Source organism: Demequina litoralis, from assembly GCF_030418455.1.
Classification (GTDB): Bacteria; Actinomycetota; Actinomycetes; order Actinomycetales; family Demequinaceae; genus Demequina; species Demequina litoralis.
This window is the reverse complement of sequence record NZ_JAUHPW010000001.1, coordinates 512,595-535,375: the sequence shown is the minus strand read 5'-3', so window position 1 is coordinate 535,375 and position 22,781 is coordinate 512,595. Positions and strand designations below refer to the sequence as shown.

General features: G+C 72.5%; 18 protein-coding genes. 7 read left to right on the top strand and 11 right to left on the bottom strand.

Going from position 1 to position 22,781, the window contains the following annotated elements; translation table 11 throughout:
• Nucleotides 1-2: 2 nt before the first annotated feature.
• On the top strand, nt 3-2,372 hold the full coding sequence (locus tag QQX09_RS02375) for a hypothetical protein (RefSeq protein ID WP_301131092.1): 2,370 nt from the start codon (nt 3-5) through the stop codon (nt 2,370-2,372).
• Nucleotides 2,373-2,475: 103 nt separating this feature from the next.
• Here the strand turns inward: QQX09_RS02375 and QQX09_RS02370 are convergent, their stop codons facing one another.
• The gene (locus QQX09_RS02370) at nt 2,476-3,705 is read right to left on the bottom strand and encodes an ROK family transcriptional regulator (RefSeq protein ID WP_301131091.1); all 1,230 of its coding nucleotides are present in this window, start codon (nt 3,703-3,705) and stop codon (nt 2,476-2,478) included.
• A 68-nt stretch (nt 3,706-3,773) separates the two neighbouring features.
• Nucleotides 3,774-5,588 carry an AMP-dependent synthetase/ligase gene (locus QQX09_RS02365; protein WP_301131090.1) on the bottom strand — a complete coding sequence of 605 codons (1,815 nt, stop codon included), beginning with the start codon at nt 5,586-5,588 and terminating at the stop codon, nt 3,774-3,776.
• 242 nt (nt 5,589-5,830) lie between these two features.
• On the opposite strand from QQX09_RS02365, the gene QQX09_RS02360 reads away from it, so the two are divergent.
• Nucleotides 5,831-6,520 carry a PadR family transcriptional regulator gene (locus tag QQX09_RS02360; protein ID WP_301131089.1) on the top strand — a complete coding sequence of 230 codons (690 nt, stop codon included), beginning with the start codon at nt 5,831-5,833 and terminating at the stop codon, nt 6,518-6,520.
• 103 nt (nt 6,521-6,623) lie between these two features.
• Here QQX09_RS02360 and ppgK read toward each other — a convergent pair whose 3' ends face one another.
• Both ppgK and map read right to left on the bottom strand, forming a co-directional pair.
• Nucleotides 6,624-7,460, bottom strand: coding sequence for a polyphosphate--glucose phosphotransferase (gene ppgK / locus QQX09_RS02355; RefSeq protein WP_301131088.1), 837 nt, complete (start codon nt 7,458-7,460; stop codon nt 6,624-6,626).
• Nucleotides 7,457-8,338 (bottom strand): type I methionyl aminopeptidase, encoded by an 882-nt coding sequence (map, locus tag QQX09_RS02350; protein WP_301131087.1) that lies wholly within the window; start codon nt 8,336-8,338, stop codon nt 7,457-7,459. Before map ends, ppgK begins: the two co-directional genes overlap by 4 nt.
• Nucleotides 8,339-8,369: 31 nt before the next feature.
• Here map and QQX09_RS02345 point away from each other — a divergent pair, with 31 nt between their 5' ends.
• Nucleotides 8,370-8,570 (top strand): SPOR domain-containing protein, encoded by a 201-nt coding sequence (locus tag QQX09_RS02345; protein WP_301131086.1) that lies wholly within the window; start codon nt 8,370-8,372, stop codon nt 8,568-8,570.
• 41 nt (nt 8,571-8,611) lie between these two features.
• Complete coding sequence (locus QQX09_RS02340) at nt 8,612-9,559, top strand: DUF1214 domain-containing protein (protein ID WP_301131085.1); 948 nt, start codon at nt 8,612-8,614, stop codon at nt 9,557-9,559.
• On the opposite strand, the gene QQX09_RS02335 is transcribed toward QQX09_RS02340, so the two are convergent.
• The 4 genes from QQX09_RS02335 to QQX09_RS02320 form a co-directional block, all read right to left on the bottom strand.
• Nucleotides 9,540-10,016, bottom strand: a complete 477-nt coding sequence (locus tag QQX09_RS02335) for a hypothetical protein (RefSeq protein ID WP_301131084.1) — start codon at nt 10,014-10,016, stop codon at nt 9,540-9,542. The two genes, QQX09_RS02340 and QQX09_RS02335, sit on opposite strands and share 20 nt — an antisense overlap.
• Nucleotides 10,017-10,026: 10 nt before the next feature.
• Entirely contained in the window at nt 10,027-10,878 is an 852-nt protein-coding gene (locus tag QQX09_RS02330; protein WP_301131083.1) for an NAD-dependent epimerase/dehydratase family protein, read from the bottom strand.
• A 4-nt stretch (nt 10,879-10,882) separates the two neighbouring features.
• Nucleotides 10,883-11,689 carry a 3-methyl-2-oxobutanoate hydroxymethyltransferase gene (gene panB / locus QQX09_RS02325; RefSeq protein ID WP_301131082.1) on the bottom strand — a complete coding sequence of 269 codons (807 nt, stop codon included), beginning with the start codon at nt 11,687-11,689 and terminating at the stop codon, nt 10,883-10,885.
• A 203-nt stretch (nt 11,690-11,892) separates the two neighbouring features.
• Nucleotides 11,893-13,527: an NAD+ synthase gene (locus QQX09_RS02320; protein WP_301131081.1), complete on the bottom strand. Its 1,635-nt coding sequence runs from the start codon at nt 13,525-13,527 to the stop codon at nt 11,893-11,895.
• 74 nt (nt 13,528-13,601) lie between these two features.
• On the opposite strand from QQX09_RS02320, the gene glnA reads away from it, so the two are divergent.
• From glnA to QQX09_RS02305, 3 genes are read left to right on the top strand one after another with little or no spacing between them, the layout of a single operon-like run.
• The gene (gene glnA / locus QQX09_RS02315; RefSeq protein WP_301131080.1) at nt 13,602-14,936 is read left to right on the top strand and encodes a type I glutamate--ammonia ligase; all 1,335 of its coding nucleotides are present in this window, start codon (nt 13,602-13,604) and stop codon (nt 14,934-14,936) included.
• 10 nt (nt 14,937-14,946) lie between these two features.
• On the top strand, nt 14,947-17,946 hold the full coding sequence (locus QQX09_RS02310) for a bifunctional [glutamine synthetase] adenylyltransferase/[glutamine synthetase]-adenylyl-L-tyrosine phosphorylase (protein WP_301131079.1): 3,000 nt from the start codon (nt 14,947-14,949) through the stop codon (nt 17,944-17,946).
• On the top strand, nt 17,943-18,818 hold the full coding sequence (locus QQX09_RS02305) for a hypothetical protein (RefSeq protein ID WP_301131078.1): 876 nt from the start codon (nt 17,943-17,945) through the stop codon (nt 18,816-18,818). The genes QQX09_RS02310 and QQX09_RS02305 overlap by 4 nt, the downstream gene beginning before the upstream one ends.
• A gap of 103 nt (nt 18,819-18,921) precedes the next feature.
• Here QQX09_RS02305 and QQX09_RS02300 read toward each other — a convergent pair whose 3' ends face one another.
• The 3 genes from QQX09_RS02300 to QQX09_RS02290 all read right to left on the bottom strand — a co-directional run bounded on the left by QQX09_RS02300 (nt 18,922) and on the right by QQX09_RS02290 (nt 22,576).
• Nucleotides 18,922-19,830: a carbohydrate kinase family protein gene (locus QQX09_RS02300; protein WP_301131077.1), complete on the bottom strand. Its 909-nt coding sequence runs from the start codon at nt 19,828-19,830 to the stop codon at nt 18,922-18,924.
• The gene (locus QQX09_RS02295) at nt 19,823-20,854 is read right to left on the bottom strand and encodes a LacI family DNA-binding transcriptional regulator (RefSeq protein ID WP_301131076.1); all 1,032 of its coding nucleotides are present in this window, start codon (nt 20,852-20,854) and stop codon (nt 19,823-19,825) included. Before QQX09_RS02295 ends, QQX09_RS02300 begins: the two co-directional genes overlap by 8 nt.
• A gap of 69 nt (nt 20,855-20,923) precedes the next feature.
• Entirely contained in the window at nt 20,924-22,576 is a 1,653-nt protein-coding gene (locus QQX09_RS02290) for a glycoside hydrolase family 13 protein (RefSeq protein ID WP_301131075.1), read from the bottom strand.
• Nucleotides 22,577-22,781 lie beyond the last annotated feature (205 nt).

Below are 22,781 nucleotides of genomic sequence, written 5' to 3'. Positions count from 1 at the left end.
CCATGGTAGGAATCCACGGCCTCAGGACGAGGCCCATCGCGGCGGCGGCGACGTGCGCCGCCGCGGCGCTGATGCTCGCCGGCGTGGCAGCGGCCCCCGCGGCCGGCGCGCCGGGCAAGCAGGAGACGGGTGCGCCGTTCGCCGTCCAGGGCTCCGGGCTCAGCATCACCAACGGGGGATCCTCCGTGGTGACCCTCAAGGCGCAGGGCGACGCCCGCTGGGCGATCCCGTCCGGCACCGACGTGACCACCTGGATCGTCAACGCCGACGGCAGCCCGGCCTTCACCGATGCCGACGGTGTCGCGACCGCGAAGGTGAGCGGCGACGGGCGGACCCTGACGCTCAAGGTGACGGGCGCGGAGATCGACGGCTTCACCGCCAACGGCTCGGGGACGCTGGGCGTGGTGCCTCCGGCGGGCGCCATGACGGTGGGCGGGGGCGGCTACGAGCCCGTCCAGGTCGAGGTGGGCGGCTTCACGCTCCCGGCGATCAGCGTGGACAGCAGCCTGTTCGGCAGCGCCTTCACGCACAGCAAGAGCACGCTCAAGGAGCACCTCGACGGCGTGGTCGAGTACGGATCCGACAGCAGCGCCACCATCGCGCTCGACCTCGACGGGCTCAAGGCCGGGAAGATCGACACGAGCGGCGCCACGATCGCGCTCGTCGACGGCGACGGCTACTTCCCGTCCGAGTACACGTTCGGTGCGACCGAGCTCGGCACCGACTGGGTCGACGGCGAGCTCGCCTACACGCTTGACCAGGGCGACCTCATGATCGACACCGGCGACTACCTCATCACCGACACCGACTCCGGCCGCGAGTGGAGCTGCCTGGGCGGCGACGGCAGCGGCCGCTACACCTTCAACCTCGAGGTGAGCGGCATCACGTACAACGGGCTGCCCGTCGCCTCGCAGACGTTCCCGCTCCATGTCTACATCTACGGCCAGGACTACTCGGGTCCCGACGCGGAGGCGGCGGGTGCCGGCACGCCGGTCGAGGCGGTGCTCGCGCCCCTCGCGGACAAGGTGGACGATGCGCCCGCACCGTCCGCGGCGCCCGTCTGGACATGGGTGGGCGCGGGGGACCAGCCGGTCCTCGTCGACCACGAGGCCGACGACTTCTACGTGACCTGGCCGGAGGGCGTCGTCGCCTCGGCGCTCACCGCGGAGGACGTCACGCTCACGATGCGCAGCGCGTACGGCGACGAGAAGACGCTCGAGCCCGGCGTGGACTACGTGGTCGACGCCTCGGCGGGTGAGACCCAGATCGCCGTGACCTACGTCAACTGGGCGTTCGTGCCGGTCTACAGCTCGATGTCGATCGCGGTCGACCCGACCGCGCTCGAGGGCGAGGTGCCCGACGCCGCCGACCTCGTCGCGGACTACGACATCGCCAGCGTGTACGCGTACGAGGCGCAGCAGGGCGGCGGCGGCACGCGCGTCGACGGCACCGTGGTGGCGTACTCGTTCTACGGCCTGGCGAACCTCACCGAGGCCTCGCAGATCATCGCCGACGTCACCTACACGCTCGGGGCGACGGTCGACGGGACCGCGGTGTACTACGCCGAGGACGCGGCCGGCACGCCGTTCCTCACGGCCGACCCGGCCGAGGCCGCCGTCCTCGACGGCAACGGCGTGGCGGACCGCAACGTCCAGCTCATCGGCAACTCGGTGTACATCACCAACCGGTCCGACCAGACGGTCGACCTGGTGGTGGAGGGCGAGACCGTCACCTTCACCAAGGCCTACGCCGGCGGCGGGCTCAAGAACCCGACCACCGCCGACCCGGGTCTCACCGCTCTGCCCGGCTACGTCATCCCGTGGGGCACCACCAACTGGATCACCCACGAGAAGTGGTCGTGGATGGAGAGCCTCCGGGACACGGAGGCGAGCGGCTGGCGCGGGCTGGAGCCCGTCCCGCACGGTGCCCGCTTCACCCAGCCCGTCGAGCGGGGCGCGACGCAGCAGTTCACCGTCACCGACCCCGACGTGACCTGGGGCATCGTCGGGGCGTCCAGCCCCGGGACCACGGTGTCCGCGGACGGCGTGCTCACCGTCGCATGGAACGAGGCGTCGACCTACTTCGCCGTGTACGCGAGGTCGACCACCGACGACTCGATCTCCGGCATCGGCTCGGTCTCGATCTCGGTCCGGGCGTCGACGGCAGCCGTCGACAAGGCCGCGCTGCAGGACGCGATCGACGAGGCGGCCGGGGTGGATCCCGGTGCCTACACCGCGTCCTCGTACGCGGCGTTCACCGCGGCCTACGACGCCGCGGTGGCGGTGCTGGGCGGCGCCGGCGCGACCGACGCCGACGTCGAGGGGGCGATCGAGGCGCTCGCGGTCGCGACCGCGGGGCTCGTCGTGGCGTGACGAGGGGTCGCTAGGGGCGGCCGTCCGGCGGAGCCCGGGACGATGCGGTGCCGACCGCGTCGCGCCGGGCCACCGTCGGACGGCCGCCGCCTTCCGGCGGAGCCTACGGCCGTGCCGACACGTCGAGCACCGGCACCTCGTCGGGGGCGCGCAGCACCGCCTGCCGGCCGAGCATCCACGCGCCGATGCGCGACGCATCGTCGCTGTGCAGCGCGTTCTCGACGCGGGGGTTGAACTCGGGGATGTGGCGCGCCCTGGTCTCGATCAGGCGCTCGACGGCGGGCCGGAGCCACGGCTCGAGCCGTGGCAGGAAGCCTCCGAGCACCACGAGGTCGAGGTCGGTGTAGTTGCTCATCGTGCCGATCGCCGCGGCCAGCGCGCTCGCCGCGGTCTCGAGCGCCGCCTCGGCCCGTGCATCGTGCTCCTCGAGGCGGCCCACCAGTGCCTCCAGGACCGACTCGCGGTCGCTGTCGGAGGCGAATCCGGTGAGGCCGGCGGCCCGTACGATCGCGTCGAGCCCGAGGTACTGCGTGAGGCAGCCACGGGCGCCGCACTCGCACGCCGGACCCGCGAGGTCGACGCAGATGTGCCCGCACTCGCCGGCCATGAGGTGCGAGCCGAGATACAGCTCGCCGTCGACGACGAGCCCGCCGCCGATGCCGCTGTCGCCTTTGAGGTACGCCATGGCGTGCGGCGGCGCCTCGGGGTCGCGGTCGCCGTGCTCGGCCAGCGCGCCCAGCCTGCCGTCGTTCATGATGATCGGGTCGCCGGGCCTGTCGAGCCGTGCGGTGAGGGCCTCGCGCAGCTCGGTGCGGCCGATGCCGAACTCGATCGCCGAGCCGATCGTCGCGCCCGCCACGACCGGCGCCGGCACGGCGACCACGATCGCCGCCTCCCACGCGCTTGGGAGCGACGCGGCGGCGGCGCGCGCCGCGTTGATCGCCTCCGCGATCGTGCCGACGACGTCCCCGGGCTCGCCGCTGCGGATGGCGTGCGCGCGGCGCTCGTGCCACACCGGCTCGCCGGCGAGGTCGCGCACCTCCGCGACGATCTCCTGCGCGGTGAGCTGGACGATCGCCACAGCCACGCGCGACGGGTCGAGAAGGAGGACCCGGCGCGGCCGTCCGCGGCCCCCGCTCGAGGCGGTCTCGCCGGTCTCCACGACGAGGCCGCGCGCGACGAGGTCGTCGACGATGCTCGAGACGGTGCCGCTGACGAGGCCCGTCGCCGCGCGGATGTCGGTGCGTGAGCAGGGCGACAGCGCCGCGAGCGCGCGCATGACCAGCGCCATGTTGGTGCGGCGCACCTCAGCGTTGTCGGCCGGGCCGGTCATGTGCCCATTGTGGTGCACCGACGGTCCGGTATCCATCAACCCCGCAGGTAGCGGTGCGTCACGGAGGCTCAGACCTTCGCGTAGATCCCGTCGATGATGTCGGCGAAGTGGTCCTCCACCTGGCGGCGGCGGACCTTGAGCGAGGCGGACATCTCCTCGTACCGCTCGGACAGCTCGCGGGGCAGCACGCGCCACTCACGGATCGCCTCGGCGCGCGAGACCAGCAGGTTCGCCTGGTCGACGATGTGCTGGATGTGCTCACGGACGGTCGCGTCCTTCGCGGCCTCGACCGCGGACATGAGCGGCAGGCCCTTGGACCTCAGCCAGCCGGGCAGCATGGTCTCGTCGAGCGACAGCAGCGCGCCGATGAACGGCTTGCCGTCGCCCACCACCACGACCTCCTGGATGAGGGCGTAGGGGCGGATGGCGTCCTCGAGGCTCGCGGGCTGGACGTTCTTGCCGCCCGCGGTCACGAGGATCTCCTTCTTGCGTCCCGTGATGCTGAGGAAGCCGTCCGCGTCGATCGAGCCGAGGTCTCCCGTGTGGTACCAGCCGTCGGTCATGACCTCGGCGGTCGCCTCCGGGTTCCTCCAGTAGCCCGAGAAGAGGTTGGGTCCCTGCGCGAGCACCTCGCCGTCCTCGGCGATGCGCACGGTGCCGCCGGGGTAGGGGTAGCCGACGGTGCCGACGCGCACGTCGGTCGGCGGGTTGACCGTCATGGGGCCGGCGAGCTCGGTGGTGCCGTATCCCTCCATCACCGCGATGCCGAGGCCGCCGTAGAAGTGGGACACGCGGGGCACGAGCCGGGCGCCGCCGCACACGATGTGCCGGAGGTTCCCGCCGAGGGCGTGGCGCACCTTGGTGAGGACCAGCGCGTCCGCGATCGCCATCTGCGCGCGCAGCACGATGCCGTGGCGGCCGCGGCGCACGCGCGCCTCGTCGACCTTGCGCGCGACGAACGCGCTCCAGCGGAAAAGCCTCTGCTTGACGCCGCCGCCGGTGCGCTCGTCGATCACGTTGTAGAACGTCTCGAGCACGCGCGGGACCGCCATGAGCCACGTGGGCTTGAAGGTCTGCAGGTCCGAGGCGAGGGTCTTGTGGGTGGGCGCGAAGCCGATGACGGCCTCGCAGGCCAGGGCCAGCACCTCGACGTGACGCGCGAGCACGTGGGCGAGGGGCAGGAACAGGAGGATGCGCGCGTCGTCGTGCGCGAGCCTTCCGAGCTCGGGGTGCGCGGCGCCGTTGAGCGCGTGCTCGACGAACGCGCGGTGGCTGAGCGCGACCCCCTTGGGACGGCCCGTGGTGCCCGAGGTGTAGACGATGGTCGCGACGTCGTCCGCGCGCACGCCGACGAGGGCGTCCGCGAGCGTCCCGTCGTCGACGATCGCGCCGGCCTCCGCGAGCACGTCGAGCGCGGGCTCCTCGTCCCCGTCGATGACGAGCAGGCGCGGCGGCGCATCCATCTCGCGGGCGGCGGCGGCCATCGTGTCGTTCTCGACGATGAGCATCGCGAGGTCCGCGTCCTCGCGGATCCACGCGAGCTGGTGCGCCGAGGAGCTCGGGTACACCGGCACCGTGATCGCGCCGGCGGCCTGGATCGCGAAGTCGACGACGACCCACTCGTAGCGCGTGTTGGCCTGGAGGCCGACCCTCTGCGCGGGGGCGATGCCGTACGCGAGCAGGCCCTTCGCGACGCGGGTGACGTCCTCCTGGAAGCGGGCGCGGGAGACCTTCACCCACGCGCCCGACTCGTCCTTGTACTCGCCGAAGACGCGGTCGGGGTCCTCGGCGACGCGATCGCGCAGCAGCGACGTGAAGGTGTAGTCCGCGGGCTTGTGGATCAGCTGAGGTGTGATCGACTCGGCGCGGGGCGACTCGCTCATGCCAGCAATCCTAGGCAGCGCGACCATAACCTACGGCGCCGTAGGTCCCACCTCGCGTCCCCGTCCCTTCGGTGCGCACGGTGCCGGTCCCGACACGCGGGGCGCGGAGGGACGATGCGGCGGGGGCGCCGGCGCGTCGCGCCGGGAACCGTGCGCACCGTCGGGAACGAGGGGGTTGTCAACGTCCGTAACGCGATATATCGTGATAGCGCAACGATAAGTCATACAGAGAGGAGCGGGTCATGAGGCACACGCATCAGCGACCCGGGCCGCGGGGGTTCCGCGGCGACATCACCGGCCAGGCATGGGCCGACGCGTCCGAGGGGCGCGGGGCACGGGGCCGCCGCGGCGGCTTCGGCGCGCACGACGAGACGGAGGGCCTCGACGGCCCGCACGGCAGAGGTCGTGGACGCCACGGCGGACCGGGCCGAGGCGGACCCGGGGGGCCCGGCGCGGGACGAGGGCGAGGGCGCGGCCGCGGAGGCGGCCGGTCGCGCGGCGACGTGCGCGTCGCGGTGCTGCTGCTGCTCGCGGATCAGCCGCGTCACGGCTACGAGCTCATCCGCGAGATCGAGGAGCGCAGCGGCGGCGCATGGGTGCCGAGCCCCGGCTCGATCTACCCGACCCTGCAGTCGCTCGAGGACGAGGGCCTGGTCGCCGTCGACACCGTCGAGGGGCGCAAGGTCGCCTCGCTCACGCCCGCCGGCGACGAGTGGGCGGAGGCCCACGCGGGCGAGCTCGACGCGCTGTTCGAGGTCGACGACCGCGAGCAGCAGATGATCGCGCTGCGCCGCGAGCTCGACGCGCTGCGCGACGCGGTCCACCACGTCATGCGCCACGACCACGGCACGGAGGTCGCGGCCAAGGCAGTCGACGTGGTCGGCGCCGCCCGGCGTGACCTCTACCGGCTGCTCGCGGACGCCGACGGCTGAGGCGGCCCGCGCATCGTCCCTGCGGGAGCCGGGGGACGATGCGCGCCTCGCGCCCGCTGCGCACCGCCGGGCGCCGAGCCGCGTGCTGCGGCGCGCTAGCGGCTCACGCCTCGGCGGACTCCTTCGCGGCCTTCTTGTCGGCCTTCCTGCCCGCCTTCTCGGCGGCCTTCACCTCGTCGCGCTCGCGCTTGTCCGCCGCCGCAGCGGCGGCCGCGGCGCCCACGATGCCGGCGCCGTTGAGCAGCTCCGCGGGCACGATGGGTGCGCGCAGGCGCAGCTTCGGCAGGAACATGTGGTGCGACTTCGAGACGCCGCCGCCCACGATGATGAGGTCGGGCCAGAGCAGCCGCTCCATCTCGGAGTAGTACTTCTGGAGCTGCTCGATCCACTGGTCCCAGTCGTAGCCGTAGCGGTCCCGCGCGGACTCCGCCGCCCGGTCCTCGGCGTCGTGGCCGTCGATCATGATGTGCCCGAGCTCGAGGTTGGGCACGAGGGTGCCGTCGACGATCATCGCGGTGCCGATGCCGGTGCCGAGCGTTGTCATGAGGATCGACCCGTTGCGGCCGTGCGCGGCACCGAACTTGTACTCGCCGAAGCCGGCGGCGTCCGCGTCGTTGAGCACGTGCACGTCGTGTCCGGCGTAGTCGCGGATGATGGCGCGCAGGTCGGTGCCGATCCACGAGTCGTCGACGTTCGCGGCGGTCTTGACGATCCCGTGCTGGACCACGCCGGGGAAGGCCACGCCGATGGGCACCTTCTTCGACGGGTTGAACTTGGCGATCACCTTGGCGACCGTGCGCGCGATCGCGTCCGGGGTCGACGGCTGCGGCGTGGGGATCCGGTAGCGGTCGTCGGTGAACTTGCCTGTCTTGAGGTTGACGGGAGCGGCCTTGATGCCGGTGCCGCCGATGTCGACCCCGATCGCGATGTTCTTGCTCATGGCAGCGTGAGGACCTCCGGTCCGGTCTCCGTGATGACGATGGTGTGCTCGAACTGCGCTACCCACGAGCCGTCGTCGGTGACGACCGTCCAGCCGTCCTTCCACTCGTGGTTCTCCTCCGAGCCCATGCACAGCATCGGCTCGACGGTGAAGACCATGCCCACCTCGATGACGTCGTCGTGGTGCGGCGCCGCGTCGTAGTGGGGGATGACCAGGCCGGTGTGGAACGCGGGTCCCACGCCGTGCCCGGTGTAGCTGCGCACCGACTCGAAGCCGAAGCGCGCCGCGTACTTCTCGATGACGCGGCCGATGACGTTGACCTCGCGGCCGGGCTGCGCCGCCTTGATGCCGCGCATCATCGCCTCGTGCGTGGTGGCGACCAGCTTGACCGCCTCGGGCGAGCCCTCGCCCGCGATGAACGAGCCGCAGTTGTCGCCATGCACGCCGTTCTTGAAGGCGGTGATGTCGACCTTGACGATGTCGCCCTCCTCGATCACGGTCGAGTCGGGGATGCCGTGGCAGATCACCTCGTTGACCGAGGTGCACAGCGACTTGGGGAAGGCGGGGCGGCCGGCGGCACCCGGGTAGCCGAGCGTCGACGGGTAGGCGCCGTGGTCGAGGACGAACTCGTGGCCGATGCGGTCGAGCTCGTCGGTGGTGACGCCGGGGGCGACGTGGCGCCCGACCTCGGCCAGCGCTTGCGCGGCGATCCGCGCGCTGATCCGGATCTTCTCGATGGTCTCGGTGTCGTGGACGTCTCCGCCACCCCACATGGCTGCGCGCTTGCGTCCGACGTACTCGGGCCGCGCGATCGCGGCGGGGACCTCGCGGATCGAGGACACGGCGCCCTTGGTGATGCTCTCGCGTACGGGGCTCATGCCTGGCAGTCTATTCACGGAGGCGATGCCGATGTCACCCGAGAGCGACCAGCCGGTCGAGTACTACTTCAACACCCGGACGAAGATGGTGGAGAAGGGCCGTCAGAGCTCGTGGGAGCACCTCATGGGGCCGTATCCCACGTTCGAGGAGGCGGCCGGCGCTCTCGAGATCGCGAAGGCGCGCAACGAGCAGTGGGAGGACGACGACGACCGTTGGCGGAACGAGTCGTAGACCCCGCGTCGGAGGATCCGCCTCAACGAGGAGGCAATGTCATGGCGATCCGTGTCAACGTCGACAGCTTCGTGCGCGCGGAGACCGACCGCATGTTCGCGGACATCCAGCGGAGCGCAGGCGGCCCCGGGCGCCTCGCGCACCATCGCGCGCCCACGCCGATCGACCAGCAGACCGTCATCCGCATGAACCGCGGCACGCTCTACAGCTTCGGGGTCGTCGACCTCGCCGCGCCCGCGACGCTGACGCTGCCCGACGCCGGCGGGCGCTACCTGTCGGCGATGATCGTGACCAACGACCACCACATCCCGGTGATCCTGCACGATGCGGGCGAGCACGTCCTCGACGAGGCGACCGTGGGGACACGGTACGCGCTGGTGGCGCTGCGCATCCTGGTCGACCCGGCGAGCGCGGAGGACGTCGCCGCCGTCGGAGCCCTCCAGGACCAGGTGTCGCTCGCGGGCGGCGGGGGAGAGCCGTTCGCCTACCCCGACTACGATGCCGCGAGCCTGGACGCCACCCGCGCCGCGCTGCTCGCTCTCGCCGCGGGGCTGTCCGACTACACGGGCGCGTTCGGCCGCGCGGAGGAGGTCGACCCCGTCCACCACCTCATCGGCACCGCCGCCGGGTGGGGCGGGCTGCCGACGAGCGAGGCCGTCTACGTGTCCCTCGCCCCCGCGACGCCCGGCGCGGACTACGAGATGGTCCTCGCCGACGTCCCCGTCGACGCCTTCTGGTCGATCTCCGTGTACAACGGCGACGGCTTCTTCGAGCCGAACCCGTTCGACCGCTACACGGTCAACAGCGTCACCGCGACGCCGGACGATGCGGGCGCAGTGACCGTGCGGATGGTCCACGGGGACCCGGCCGGGCCGAACGACATCCCCGTGCCCGACGGCTGGGGGATCGTGCTGCGGCTGTACCGGCCGCGGCCCGAGATCGTGGACGGGACCTGGGAGGCGCCGGCGCTCACGCCGCTGGAGGGATGACCTCGTCCGCAGTGCGACGCGGCGGCAGGCGGTCGATCCACGCGCCCCCGAAGCCCGCGATCGAGGCGAAGGCGTGGACGATCGCCATCCACAGGGCGAACACGAAGCCGAGGATGCCCAGCCCTGACTCCGGATAGTCCCAGGTCACGACGACGATCGCCGCGACGAGCTCGACGGCGGCCGCGACGAGTCCTGCGAGCGAGGTGCGCCAGGACGCGCGTGGTCGGGCGGCGACGACGGTGAGGACCACGACCGCCGCCATCGCGGCGAGCAGCAGCGCGAGCCACGGCGCCGCCGTCTCCAGACCCGTCGCGTTGCCCAGCCAGCCGCGATTCCTGGACCCGGCGAAGCCCTGCGCCGCCTGCACCAGCAGCACCCACAGCACCGCGCCGGCGGATGCGGCGACCCATGCGCCGGCACGTGCCCCGCGCCCGGTGACCGCCGCATCGTCCCTCATACGAGGGAAGTTACACGTGGTGGCGCCAGGAGTGCTGAGGCTCGTAGCCGAGCAGGCGGCGCGCCTTGTCGATGCTGAGCATCGTCTCGTGCTCGCCGAGCTCCTTGACGACCGGGATGCCGGGGAACTCCGCGGCCGCCAGGTCCGCCGAGGCGCGCGACATCACGGTGTCCGCATTCGCGATGACGAAGCGGTCGAAGCCGCGCGGCTCGTAGTCGAGCGCCGTCGCCACCGCCCGCGCGCCGTCGCGGCCGTCGATGTAGCCCCAGAGGTTCCAGCGGCGGGCCTGGGGGTCCTCGTCGAAGGCAGGGAAGGAAGCGTAGTCCTCGACGTCCATGACGTTGGAGAACCGCAGCGCGATGATCTTCAGCGCGGGGTCCCAGCGGCACAGCTGGATCGCCATCTGCTCCTCGAGGTGCTTGACCAGCGAGTAGTGCGACTCGGGGCGGGCGTCGTACTCCTCGTCGACGGGGATGTAGGGCGGCGGGGTCTCGAACGGGAGACCCAGCACCGTCTCGGAGGAGGCGTAGACCACGTTCGTGATGCCGGCGCGGCGCGCGCCCTGGAAGACGTTGAACGTCGCGGCGATGTTGTGGTGGAAGGTCGCGACGTCGGTCATCTGGCCGGGGGCCGGGACCGCGGCGAGATGGACCACGGCATCGACCGCGCCGTAGCGGTCCTGCACGCCGAACATCGCGTCCATCGCCTGGCCGGCGTCCGTGAGGTCGACGCGCGTGTAGTCCATCGCCGGCGGCAGCGGCTTGGCGTCGAGGCGGTGGACGGCGTGGCCGTCGCCGGTCAGGCGCGCGACGACGTGGCGTCCGAGCTTGCCCTCGGAGCCGGTGACGACGATCGACGCCATGCGCTCAGGAGTCGAAGGTGTGCTCGGCGGCGGGGAAGGTGACGGCCTTGACCTCGTCGACGTAGGCCGCGGACGCGTCGACCATGGCCTGGCCCACCGCGCCGAACTGCTTCGAGAAGCGCGGGTGCCACTCGCCGACGCCGGCCATGTCGAGCCACACGAGCACCTGGCCGTCCGTGTCGGGGCCCGCGCCGATGCCGATGGTGGGGATGTCGAGCGCCTCGGTCACGGCCTTCGCGGCGGGCGCGATGACCATCTCGAGGACGACGGCGAAGGCGCCGGCCTCCTGGAGCGCGAGCGCGTCCGCGACGAGGTCCTCGATGCCGTGGTCGCCACGGCCCTGGATCCGGCGACCACCGAGGGCGGTCTCGGACTGCGGGGTGAAGCCGAGGTGGCCGCAGAAGGGGATGCCCGCATCGGTCACGGCCCTGACCTGGCGCGCGATGCGGCGGCCGCCCTCGAACTTGATGGCGTGCGCGCCGGAGAGCTTGACCATGCGGATCGACGACTCCACGGCCTGCTCGGGGGAGACCTCGTACGACCCGAAGGGGAGGTCGGCGACCACGAATGCGTGCTCGGCGCCGCGCACCACCGCGCGCGCGAACGGGACCATCTCGTCGAGCGTGAGCGGGACCGTCGACTCCATGCCGAGCATGTTGTCGCCGAGGGAGTCGCCCACGAGGAGGATGTCCGCGCCGCCGGCGTCGAACGCCCGGGCGGTGGGGAAGTCGTAGGCCGTCAGCATGGCGATCTTCTCGCCCCGCTGCTTCATCTCCTTGAAGTGGTGGATCCTGACCTTCTTGCGGCTCATGGCTCCACTGTCTCACGGGGCGATACGGGGCGGCGACGCCAGCGGTTCGGCTCCATCGCCCCAGCGATACCGCTGGTGGTGCGGGGACTGCCTAGCCTGGCGGCGGCGACCGTCGCTGAGTTCCCCGCAGGAGTCGCAAACCTTCGGAAACCGTCGCCGAGTTCCCCGCAGCGCGCATGACGGGGCGGCGGGGCAGGGAGGCGCTACTCCACCCAGCGGCTCGTGATCGGGAGCCGGCGGTCGCGCCCGAAGGCCAGCGCGGTCACCTTGGGGCCCGGCGGGTACTGGCGGCGCTTCCACTCGGCGCGGTCGACCAGCGCGAGCACCTTGTCGACCACCGCGGCGTCGAAGCCGCGCGCGAGCAGCTCCTCGCGCCCCTCGGCGTGCTCGACGTACGCGTCGAGGACCTGGTCGAGCAGCGCGTAGTCGGGCAGCGAGTCGCTGTCGCGCTGGTCCGGGCGCAGCTCCGCCGAGGGCTCCTTGTCGATCGAGCTCTGGGGGATGGGCTCCACCTCGCCGCGCGAGCGCGCGAACGCGTTGCGCCACCGCGACAGCTCCCACACGCGGGTCTTGTCGAGGTCCTTGATGGGGGCGAAGGCGCCCACCGCGTCGCCGTAGACGGTCGAGTACCCGACCGCGAGCTCCGACTTGTTGCCGGTGGCGAGGGTGAAGACGCCCTCCGAGTTCGAGATGCCCATGAGGATCATGCCGCGCACCCGCGCCTGGATGTTCTCCGCGGCGACCGCCGACAGCTCCATCTGCTGCTCGAAGGCCTCGACCATCGGCATGATGTGCTGGACGCGGTAGTCGGCGCCGATGCGGTGGGCCAGGTCCATCGCATCGTCCCGCGAGTGCGGGGACGAGTAGCGCGACGGCATCGAGACGCCGATGACGTTCTCGCCGCCCAGCGCATCGGCCGCGATGGCCGCGACGAGCGCCGAGTCGATGCCGCCGGACAGGCCGAGCACCACCTTGGACATCCCGCTCTTGCGCACGTAGTCGCGCAGGCCGGTGACGCAGGCCCAGTAGGTCTGCTCGTCGAGCGACTCGGACGGCGCGATGCCGGACGGCTCGGCCGGCACCCCGGCCTCCGGCACGTCCCACACGATCATGGCGTCGGTGAAGCCCGGCGCTGAGGCCACGACCTCGCCCTCGGCGGACACGATGAACGAGTGGCCGTCGAAGACCAGGTCGTCCTGGCCGCCCCACATGTTGACGTACGCGAGCGGCGCCCCGACCTCGCGGGCGCGCCTGGCGGCGAGCTCGACGCGGGTGTGGCCCTTGCCCTCCTCGAACGGCGAGCCGTTGAGCACCACGAGCAGGCGCAGGTCGCGGCCCGACAGCGCGGCGACGGTGCCGCCGTCCTGCCAGATGTCCTCGCAGATCGCGAGGCCCACGGGGGACGATGCGGGGGAGACCACGCACGCGTCCTCGCCCGCGGCGAAGATGCGGCGCTCGTCGAAGACGCCGTAGTTGGGCAGATGATGCTTGTTGTAGCGGGCGACCACCTCGCCGCCGGACAGCACCACGGCCTGGTTGAACGGCATCCCACCCTCGGAGACCCCGAGCGTGCCGAGGATCACCATGAGCTCCCCGAGCCCCTCGTCGGCCAGGGCCTCGGCGATGGTGGAGACGGCGCCCGCGGCGGCGCGCTGGAAGCTCTCGCGCAGCGCGAGGTCCTCGATCGGGTAGCCGGTGGTGGTCATCTCGGGGAACGCCACCACGTGCGCGCCGAGCGCGTGCGCGGCACGGCAGCGGTCGAGGATGAGGGCGGTGTTACCTGCGATGTCGCCCACGCAGGTGTTGATCTGGGCGAGCGCGATGCGGAGGTCGGACATGGGTCAAGCGTAGAGCGCGCGGCACGCCAGGCGACGACACACGATCGTCACATGGATGGGGCAGGATAGGCCGCATGGACAAGCAGCAGGAATATGTGCTCCGCAGCGTCGAGGAGCGCGACATCCGCTTCATCCGTCTCTGGTTCACCGACGTGCTCGGGATCCTCAAGTCGGTGGCGATCGCTCCCGCGGAGCTGGAGAACGCGTTCTCGGAAGGCATCGGCTTCGACGGCTCCGCGGTCGAGGGCCTCACGCGCGTCTACGAGGCCGACATGATCGCCAAGCCCGACCCGGCGACCTTCCAGATCCTGCCGTGGCGCGGCGAGCGCCAGGGCGCGGCCCGCATGTTCTGCGACATCTTCACGCCCGACGGCGAGCCCGCGATGTCGGACCCGCGCCAGGTCCTCAAGCGCACGCTCGACAAGGCTTCCGATCAGGGGTTCAGCTTCTACACGCACCCCGAGATCGAGTTCTACCTGTTCAAGCAGTTCGAGAGCGGCCAGCAGCCGGTCCCCGTCGACCGTGCCGGCTACTTCGACAACGTCCCGCGCGGCACCGCGCACAACTTCCGCCGCGAGGCGATCACGATGCTCGAGAACATGGGCATCTCGGTCGAGTTCAGCCACCACGAGGCCGGACCGGGCCAGAACGAGATCGACCTGCGCTACGCGGACGCGCTCACCACCGCGGACAACGTCATGACGTTCCGCACGGTCATCAAGGAGGTCGCGCTCGAGCAGGGCGTCTTCGCCTCCTTCATGCCGAAGCCGCTGTTCGAGGCCCCGGGCTCGGGCATGCACACCCACATGAGCCTGTTCGAGGGCGACCGCAACGCGTTCCACGAGCCCAGCGGCGAGATGGGCCTGTCCCTGGTGGCGCGGCAGTTCATGGCCGGGCTGCTCAGGCACGCGCCCGAGATCACCGCGATCACCAACCAGTACGTCAACTCGTACAAGCGCCTGTGGGGCGGTGCCGAGGCGCCGTCGTACGTGTGCTGGGGCTCGAACAACCGTTCCGCGCTGGTGCGCGTGCCCGTGCACAAGCCCGGCAAGGGCCAGTCGGCGCGCGTCGAGTACCGCGCGATGGACTCGGCGGCCAACCCGTACCTCGCGTTCGCGGTGCTGCTCGCCGCCGGCCTCAAGGGCATCCAGGAGGGCCTCGAGCTGCCCGAGGGCGCCGAGGACGACGTGTGGGAGCTGTCGAACGCCGAGCGCCGCGCGATGGGCTACGAGCCGCTGCCGACCTCGCTCGCCGAGGCGATCACGGAGATGGAGCGCTCGGAGCTGGTCGCCGAGACGCTCGGCGAGCGCGTGTTCGACTTCGTGCTGCGCAACAAGCGCGCCGAGTGGGAGGCGTACCGCGCCCAGGTGACCCCGTACGAGCTCGACACCTACCTCTCCGTCCTCTAGAGGGGGCGCCATGAGCGCGCGCGAGGTCTCCTTCACCACGCTGCTGCGGCGTGCGGGCGCCGCCGACCCCACGCGGGCGGCCGCGCTGGTCGAGGAGATCCAGCAGATCGTCGGGATCGAGTTCCAGGATCCGGCGACGCTCGTGTCGTACCTCGCGGACCCCGATGCGGGCCTGCTCGAGCTGGTGCGCCTCGCCGAGGCCGCGCGCGACGGCGGCCACCTCGACACGCTCCGCTCGCTCGCCGCGACCGAGGCCGGGGCGAAGCTGGGCGTCCTGCTCGGCGGCTCGCTCGCGCTCGGCGACTTCCTCATCCGCCACCCGGAGCTGCTGGGCGACTTCGCGGCATGGGACGACGCCCCGCCGTTCCCGGAGGTCGACGTCCGGGCCGCGCTGCTCGAGGCCGTCGGCGCCGATCCGGCGGACGATGCGCCGGTCGCCGCGATCGGCGGTGCCGAGGGGCAGCGCGCGATGAGGGTCGCGTACCGCCGCGCGCTCATGCGCGTCGCCGCCGAGGACCTGTACTCCGCCGCGCCGCCGACGTTCATGCCCGCCGTGGGGGCCGCGCTCGCGGACCTCGCCGGCGCCGCGCTCGAGGCGGGCCTCGCCATCGCACGCCACGACGAACCCGACCACGCCGCCACCCGCCTCGCGATCATCGCGATGGGCAAGTGCGGTGCCCGGGAGCTCAACTACGTCTCCGATGTCGACGTCATCTACGTGGCCGAGCCTGCCGAGGGGGTCGAGGACGACCGCTCGCTGCGCGTCGCCACCCGCCTCGCCGTCGCCGCCGCGAAGACCTGCTCGGGCATGGGCATCGAGCCCGCGCTGTGGGAGGTCGACCCGAACCTGCGGCCCGAGGGTCGCGACGGGCCGCTCGTGCGCAACGTCGGCGCGCATCGTGCCTACTACGAGCGCTGGGCGGAGACGTGGGAGTTCCAGGCGCTGCTCAAGGCGCGCCCGGTCGCCGGCGACCCCGAGGTGGGCGCCCGCTACATCGAGGCGATGTGGCCGATGGTGTGGACCGCGGTCGAGCGCGACGGCTTCGTCGAGTCCGCGCAGGCCATGCGCCGGCGCGTCGAGCAGCACGTGCCCGCCGCCGAGGCGGACCGGCAGATCAAGCTGGGACCCGGCGGGCTGCGCGACGTCGAGTTCACCATCCAGATGCTCCAGCTGGTGCACGGCCGCGCCGACGAGTCGCTGCGCGTGCGCGGCACCCTCGACGCTCTCGCGCGGCTGCGCGCCGGCGGGTACGTCGGACGCCCGCAGGCGGCCGCGATGGACCGCTCGTACCGCCAGCTGCGGGTGTGGGAGCACCGCCTGCAGATGCGCAAGCTCACCCGCACCCACCTCATGCCCGAGGGCGACCAGGAGCGACGGGTGCTCGCGCGCGCCTCCGGCTTCGCGACCGTGCACTACATGGACGAGGTGTGGACCGACATCCGCCGCGACGTCCGCGCCATGCACCTCGAGATGTTCTACCGGCCCATCCTGCCCGTGGTCGCCCGGCTGTCCGCCGACGAGGCGCGCCTGGACGATGCGGCCGCCCGGGCCCGCCTGTCCGCCGTCGGCTTCGTCGACCCGGCGGGCGCGTACCGCCACATCCAGGCGCTGACCGAGGGCGTGTCCCGATCGGCGTCGATCCAGCGTCAGCTCATGCCGGCGATGATCGGCTGGTTCGCGCAGGGCGCCGACCCGGACGCGGGGCTGCTCGCCTTCCGCCAGCTGTCCGAGCAGCTGTCGAGCTCGCAGTGGTACCTCAAGCTGCTGCGCGACTCCGCGACGGCGGCCGAGCGGCTCGCGCGGCTGCTGTCGACCTCCGGGTACGTCGCCCGCGCGCTGCTCGCCTCGGGCGAGGCGGTGACGTGGCTCGACCGCGACGAGGACCTCGAGCCCCGCAGCTACGCCCGCCTCTGGGGCGAGGCCGACGCGGTGCTGCGGCGCTCGCACGATCCCGAGCAGGCGATCACCGCGCTGCGCGGGCTGCGCCGTCGCGAGCTGTCGCGCGTGGCCGCCGCCGACGTGCTCGGCATGATCAACGCCTCGCACGCCGCGCTCGCGGTGTCGCATGCGGCGGACATGGTGATCGAGGGCGCGCTGCGGATCGCCCAGCACCGCGTGCGCGAGGCCCGCGGGCTCGACGAGCTCCCCATCCGCTTCGCGGTCATCGCGATGGGCCGGTACGGCGGCCTCGAGATGGGCTATCAGTCCGACGCCGACGTGCAGTTCGTGTGGGACGGCGAGTCGAAGGACGGTCAGGCGATCGCGGTGCAGCTCGCCCAGGAGCTGCGCACGCTGCTGCAGAAGGTGGGCCCGCAGCCGCCCCTCGAGATCGACGCGGATCTGCGCCCCGAGGGCCGCAACGGACCGCTCGCGCGCTCGCTCGCCTCGTGCACCGAGTACTACGGGCGGTGGGCGGACCCGTGGGAGGCGCAGGCGCTGCTGCGTGCCCGGCCGTGCGCGGGCGACCCCGACCTGCGCGAGGCCTTCGTCCGCATGATCGACACGGTGCGCTACCCGCCGCGGCTGCCCGACGGCGCGCTCAAGCAGATGCGTCTGCTCAAGGCCCGCATGGAGGCCGAGCGGCTGCCGCGCGGGATCGACCCACGCCGCCATCTCAAGCTGGGACCCGGCGGCCTGTCCGACGTCGAGTGGGTGGTGCAGCTCACGCAGCTGCGGCACGGTCACGCCCACCCCGAGCTGCGCACCACGGTGACGCTCGAGGCGCTCGCGGCGGCCGCCGAGCTCGACCTCATCGCACGGCCGGACGCGACCATCCTGCGTTCCGCGTGGGTGCTCGCGACGGACCTCCGCGGCGCGCTCGCGCTGCGCGGCAAGGTCCGCGACACCGACGTGCTGCCCGCGGACCTGCGCGAGCTCGGGGTGCTCGCCGAGATCCTCGGCAGCAACCGGACCGGGCCCGAGCTCGACGAGCGGTACTCCCGCAACGCGCGCCGCGCCCGCACCGTCACCGAGAGGCTGTTCTTCGGTTGGGACGAGGACGCGCGGTGAGCGCTCTGCGCACCGTCCTGTCGGCGCTGCTCATCATCGTCGGCGGCTCGCTCATCGCGCTGTGGGCCGTGAGCGGGGTCGTCGTCAAGGCCGTCGAGGACGGCACGGCCGTCCAGGCCATCGCCGCGCGGGCGCTCGACAACGACGTCATCGTCGACGCGGTCGGCGACGCCATCGCCGACGGCGCGCTCGACGCGCTCGCCGACGCGGGCCTCGACCTGTCGCTGCTCGGGCTCGACGACGTGGTCCGCGACGCGATCGCGGGGGCCGCGCGCACGCGCGACTTCCGCGAGGCGGTGCTCGCGCAGGTGGACGATGCGCACGGCCAGCTGTCCGCCGAGCTCACCGAGGAGGATCGCGCGCCGGGCCCGCTCGTCATCGACGTGGACGCCTCGGCGTACGTGAACGGCCAGATCGACCGGATCCCGGTGGTGGGGGAGCGCGCGCCCGAGGTGTCCCTCGCGCCGGTACCGGTCGAGGTGATGGACGCCGACACGTTCGACGACGTCCGCACCGGCTACCGGCTCATGGAGCTCGCCCAGCGGTGGGCGCTGTGGGCGGGCCTCGCGCTGATCGTGCTCGGGCTCTTCGTCACGCACCGGCTGCGGTGGTTCATGGCGAAGGCCGGGCTCGCGGTGGGAGCCATCGCGGGCGGCCTGTGGCTCGCGCTGAGGTGGTGGGGCGTCGACGGCATCGCCGCCGTGCTGCCGGGTGGTGCGGACGGCACCGCGGGCAGCGCGCTCGTCCGGATCGTCAGCGAGGACACGGTCGCGATGCTCGAGGACCGGCTGAGCGTGATCGCGCTGATCGGCTTCGCGGTGGCGGCGGTGTTCCTCGTGGTGGCGCTCGTCACCCGGCCCCGCGTCCGGTAAGACCGGCAGGATTCCTCACGGTTGTGGCCGGGCGCGGCCCCGAAGCGTCACTATTCCTCACGGTTGCCGGGGGCCGGGGCCGGGGGATTGGCCGGGAGCGCGGTCAGCCGGAGGCGCGGGCGGACTGCGCGAGCAGCGGCGACAGCTGGCTGCTGGTGATCGCGCGCACGGCCTGGGCGGACCCGGCCTCGAGCGCCTCCCATAGCGCGTCGCCGGTGAGCGAGGCGGCGCCGCCCACGCGCAGCGCGTGCGACATCACGCCCGCGGCGAACGCGTCGCCCGCACCGTTGGGGTCGACCACGTCGACCTGGGGCGCCTCGACCCGCGCGAAGGACCCGTCGGGGCCCACCGCGATCGCGCCGCGCGCGCCCAGCGTGCACACCGCGAGCGTCTTGCCGTCCGCGACCAGCCCGCGCAGGTAGGTCGACGGCGCGGACATCCGGTCGCCGTTCATCAGGACCACGTCCGCCGCCTCGAGGAACGGCCGGTGGAAGGCGTCGACGCCGTCGTAGTCGTGCAGGTCGACCCACACCTCGTGCGCGAGCGCGGTCACCTCGGGGATGAGACGCCGCGACAGGTCCGCGAGGTCGAGGAAGACGGCGCGCGCCCGGCCGAGCGCCTCGCGTGCCGTGGCGCGGGCCCGGCGGAGCTCCTCCGCCTCGATCTCGGCGGCGGCCTGGAGGTAGATCGACACGCGCTCGCCGCGCGCGGACATGAGGTTGAGGTGGCGCTCGGTGGGACCGTCGGTGCGCACCGCGCGCACGTCGACACCGCAGCCCCGCAGGGCGTCGACGAGGGCCTCGCCCGTCGCGTCGTCTCCCTGCGTGGTGAGGAGCATGGTGCCGACGCCGCGGTCGACCAGGTGGAGCGCCTTGCCCGCGGACGTGCCGCCGAGCGCGGTGGTCGACGACCGCGCGAACACGGTGTGCGGCTCCCGCCGCGGGAGCTCGTCGAGCAGGACGATCTGGTTCTCGCTCGTGGGTCCGACCACGAGCACGTCGAGGTCAGTCATGGTGTCCCGGCGCGACCGCGGTGGAGCGGCGCACCGTGAGGTCGTACGGCAGCTCGCGGGCGGTGTGCTCGTGCGGGCCCTGGGGGCGCAGCTCGTTGAGCAGCAGCTCGGCGGCGAGGCGGCCCTGCTCGGTCGGGCGCTGGTCGACGGTGGTGAGGCCGAAGAAGGGGCCCAGCTCGTGCCCGTCGATGCCGACCACGGACAGGTCCTCCGGCACGCGCAGGCCGAGCGAGCGGGCCGCGAGGATCGTGCCGATCGCCATCTCGTCGGACGCGGCGAAGATCGCGGTGGGGCGGCGGCGCGGGTCGCCCAGGATCTGCAGCGCCGCCTGGTGGCCGCCCTCGATGGTGAAGTCGCCCTCGAGGCGCAGCGCCGGGTCGAGGTCGATGCCGGCGGCCGTGAGCGCGTCCTCGTAGCCCTGACGGCGGCGGGCCGGCAGGTGGAAGTCGAGGTCGAAGCCCTCGGAGCCGCCGATGAACGCGATGCGCCGGTGACCCAGCGACGTGAGGTGGGAGGTCGCGAGGTCCGCGACGGCGCGGTCGTCGAGGCTGAGCGTGGTGACGCCGCGCAGCGGGCCGCCCAGGCCCACCATCGGCTTGCCCAGGTCGTGGATGCGGTCGAGCTCCTCGTCGGTGAGCTCGAGGGAGACCGCGATGAACGCGTCGACGCGCTTGCGTCCCAGGAACTCGGAGAACAGCCGGCGTCGCCGCTCGGGATGACGGTCGGTGTCCTCGAGGTGGTAGAGCGTGAGGTCGTAGCCGGCGTCGGCGAGCGCCCGGTGGGCGCCCTTGAGCACGCTCGCGTAGTACCAGCTGCCCAGGTACGGCATCACGATGCCGACGTTCCGGGTGCGGCCTGAGGCGAGGGACGATGCGGTGGCCGAGGCGACGTAGCCGAGGGACCGGGCGGCCTCCTCGACCTTGAGCCGGGTCGCCGCCGACACAGTGTCCTTGCCCGCGAGCGCGCGCGACACGGTCGCCGTGGACACGCCGGCCAGCTCAGCGACCCGCTGGATCGTCGCCACCCTCGGCTCCTTCCGTCCGCGCCGGCCGTCCCGTCCTCCGGGGCGGCCGCCCGCAATCCTGCGGGAATCCTACTCGGGCACGCGCACCCACACGGTTGCGTCCGCGGGCACCATGCCGTCCTCGAGCGCGTGCGACGTGACGAGGACCTCGCCCTCGACCGGGAACGGCGCCCCGCTCACGTTCGCGACGACGTGCACGTCGCCCACCCGGTGGGCGAGCACGCCCGCGGGGGTCTCGTCCCACGTCACGGCGCCGGCGACGGTGCCGAGACCGAGCTCGCGACGCAGGCGCAGGGCCGTGCGGTACATCTCGAGCGTCGAGCCCTCGACGCCCAGCTGCGCGTCGCGTGCGAGCACGCCGTAGACCGCGGGCTGCGGCAGCCAGGCCTCGCCGGTGGGCGAGAAGCCGTACGCCGGCGCATCGGCCTCCCACGGCAGCGGCACGCGGCAGCCGTCACGGCCGTAGCGCTCGCCCTCGGTGCGGTGCCACGTGGGGTCCTGGCGCGCCTCGCCGGGGATGTCGACGGCCTCCGGCAGGCCGAGCTCCTCGCCCTGGTAGAGGTAGGCGCCGCCGGGCAGCGACAGCATGAGCAAGGAGGCCGCGCGGGCCCGGCGGATGCCCTCCTCGATGTCGGGCAGGCCGGGCGAGTCGGGGCCGATGCCGTGGCCCTGCGGGGTGTCCTCGCCCAGGGACAGGCGCGTCGCGTGGCGGATCATGTCGTGGTTGGACAGCACCCACGTGCTCGGGGCGCCCACCGCGCCGAAGGTCGCGATCGAGTCGTCGATGACCGCGCGCAGCGCGTCCGCGTCCCAGTCCGTCTCCATGTAGCCGAAGTTGAAGGTCTGGTGCATCTCGTCGGGGCGCACCCAGTTGGCCATGAAGTCGAGCGGGTAGACCCAGGCCTCGGCGGCGAGGATGCGGTCGCCGTCGTACTCGTCGACGATGCGGCGCCAGCGGCGCCACACCTCGTGCACGCCGTCCTGGGCCCAGTACGGCGACTGGGTCGCGGCGCCGCCGCCCATCGAGGCCTCCTCGTCGGACTGCACGAAGTCGGGCAGGCCGTCGGCCTTGATCAGGCCGTGCGCCACGTCGACGCGGAAGCCGTCGACGCCGCGGTCGAGCCAGAAGCGAAGCACGCCGTCGAACTCGGCGCGCACCTCCTCGAGCTCCCAGTTGAAGTCGGGCTGCGACGGGTCGAAGATGTGCAGGTACCACTGGCCGGCCGTGCCGTCGGCCTCGGTGACGCGGGTCCACATGGGGCCGCCGAAGACCGACTCCCAGTTGTTCGGGGGCAGCTCGCCGTCCTCGCCCTTGCCGTCGCGGAAGACGTAGCGCGCGCGCTCGGGCGAGCCGGGCGCGGACGCGAGGGCCTCCTGGAACCACGGGTGGTCGGAGCTCGAGTGGTTGGGGACGATGTCCGCGATGACGCGCAGGCCGAGCGCGTGCGCGCGGGCCACCATCGCGTCGAAGTCGGCGAGGGTGCCGAACAGCGGGTCGACGTCGCGGAAGTCGGAGACGTCGTATCCCGCGTCGCGCTGCGGCGAGCGGTAGAAGGGCGACAGCCAGATCGCGTCGACGCCGAGGTCCGCGAGCGAGCCGAGCCGCTCGGTGATGCCGCGCAGATCGCCCACACCGGTGCCGTTCGAGTCCGCGAACGAGCGGGGGTAGATCTGGTAGATCACGGAGGAGCGCCACCACTCCTGGTCGCGGACGTCGGTCATGGGGGCACCTCTCGGCTCGTCGTCGCGCCGGATCTCGGGCACGAAGGAACCCGCGTGCACACCGTCGAGCCTCGCGGGATCACGCCCAATGTAAGCGGTTGCAGTCCCGCCGTGCAAACCCGTCGGCGCGTCGCGCCGGGGCGAGCGGGAATCGCCGCGGCCAGGTGGTTGTTGCGTCATCCATCCCGCGCGCGTGCGCGCCCGT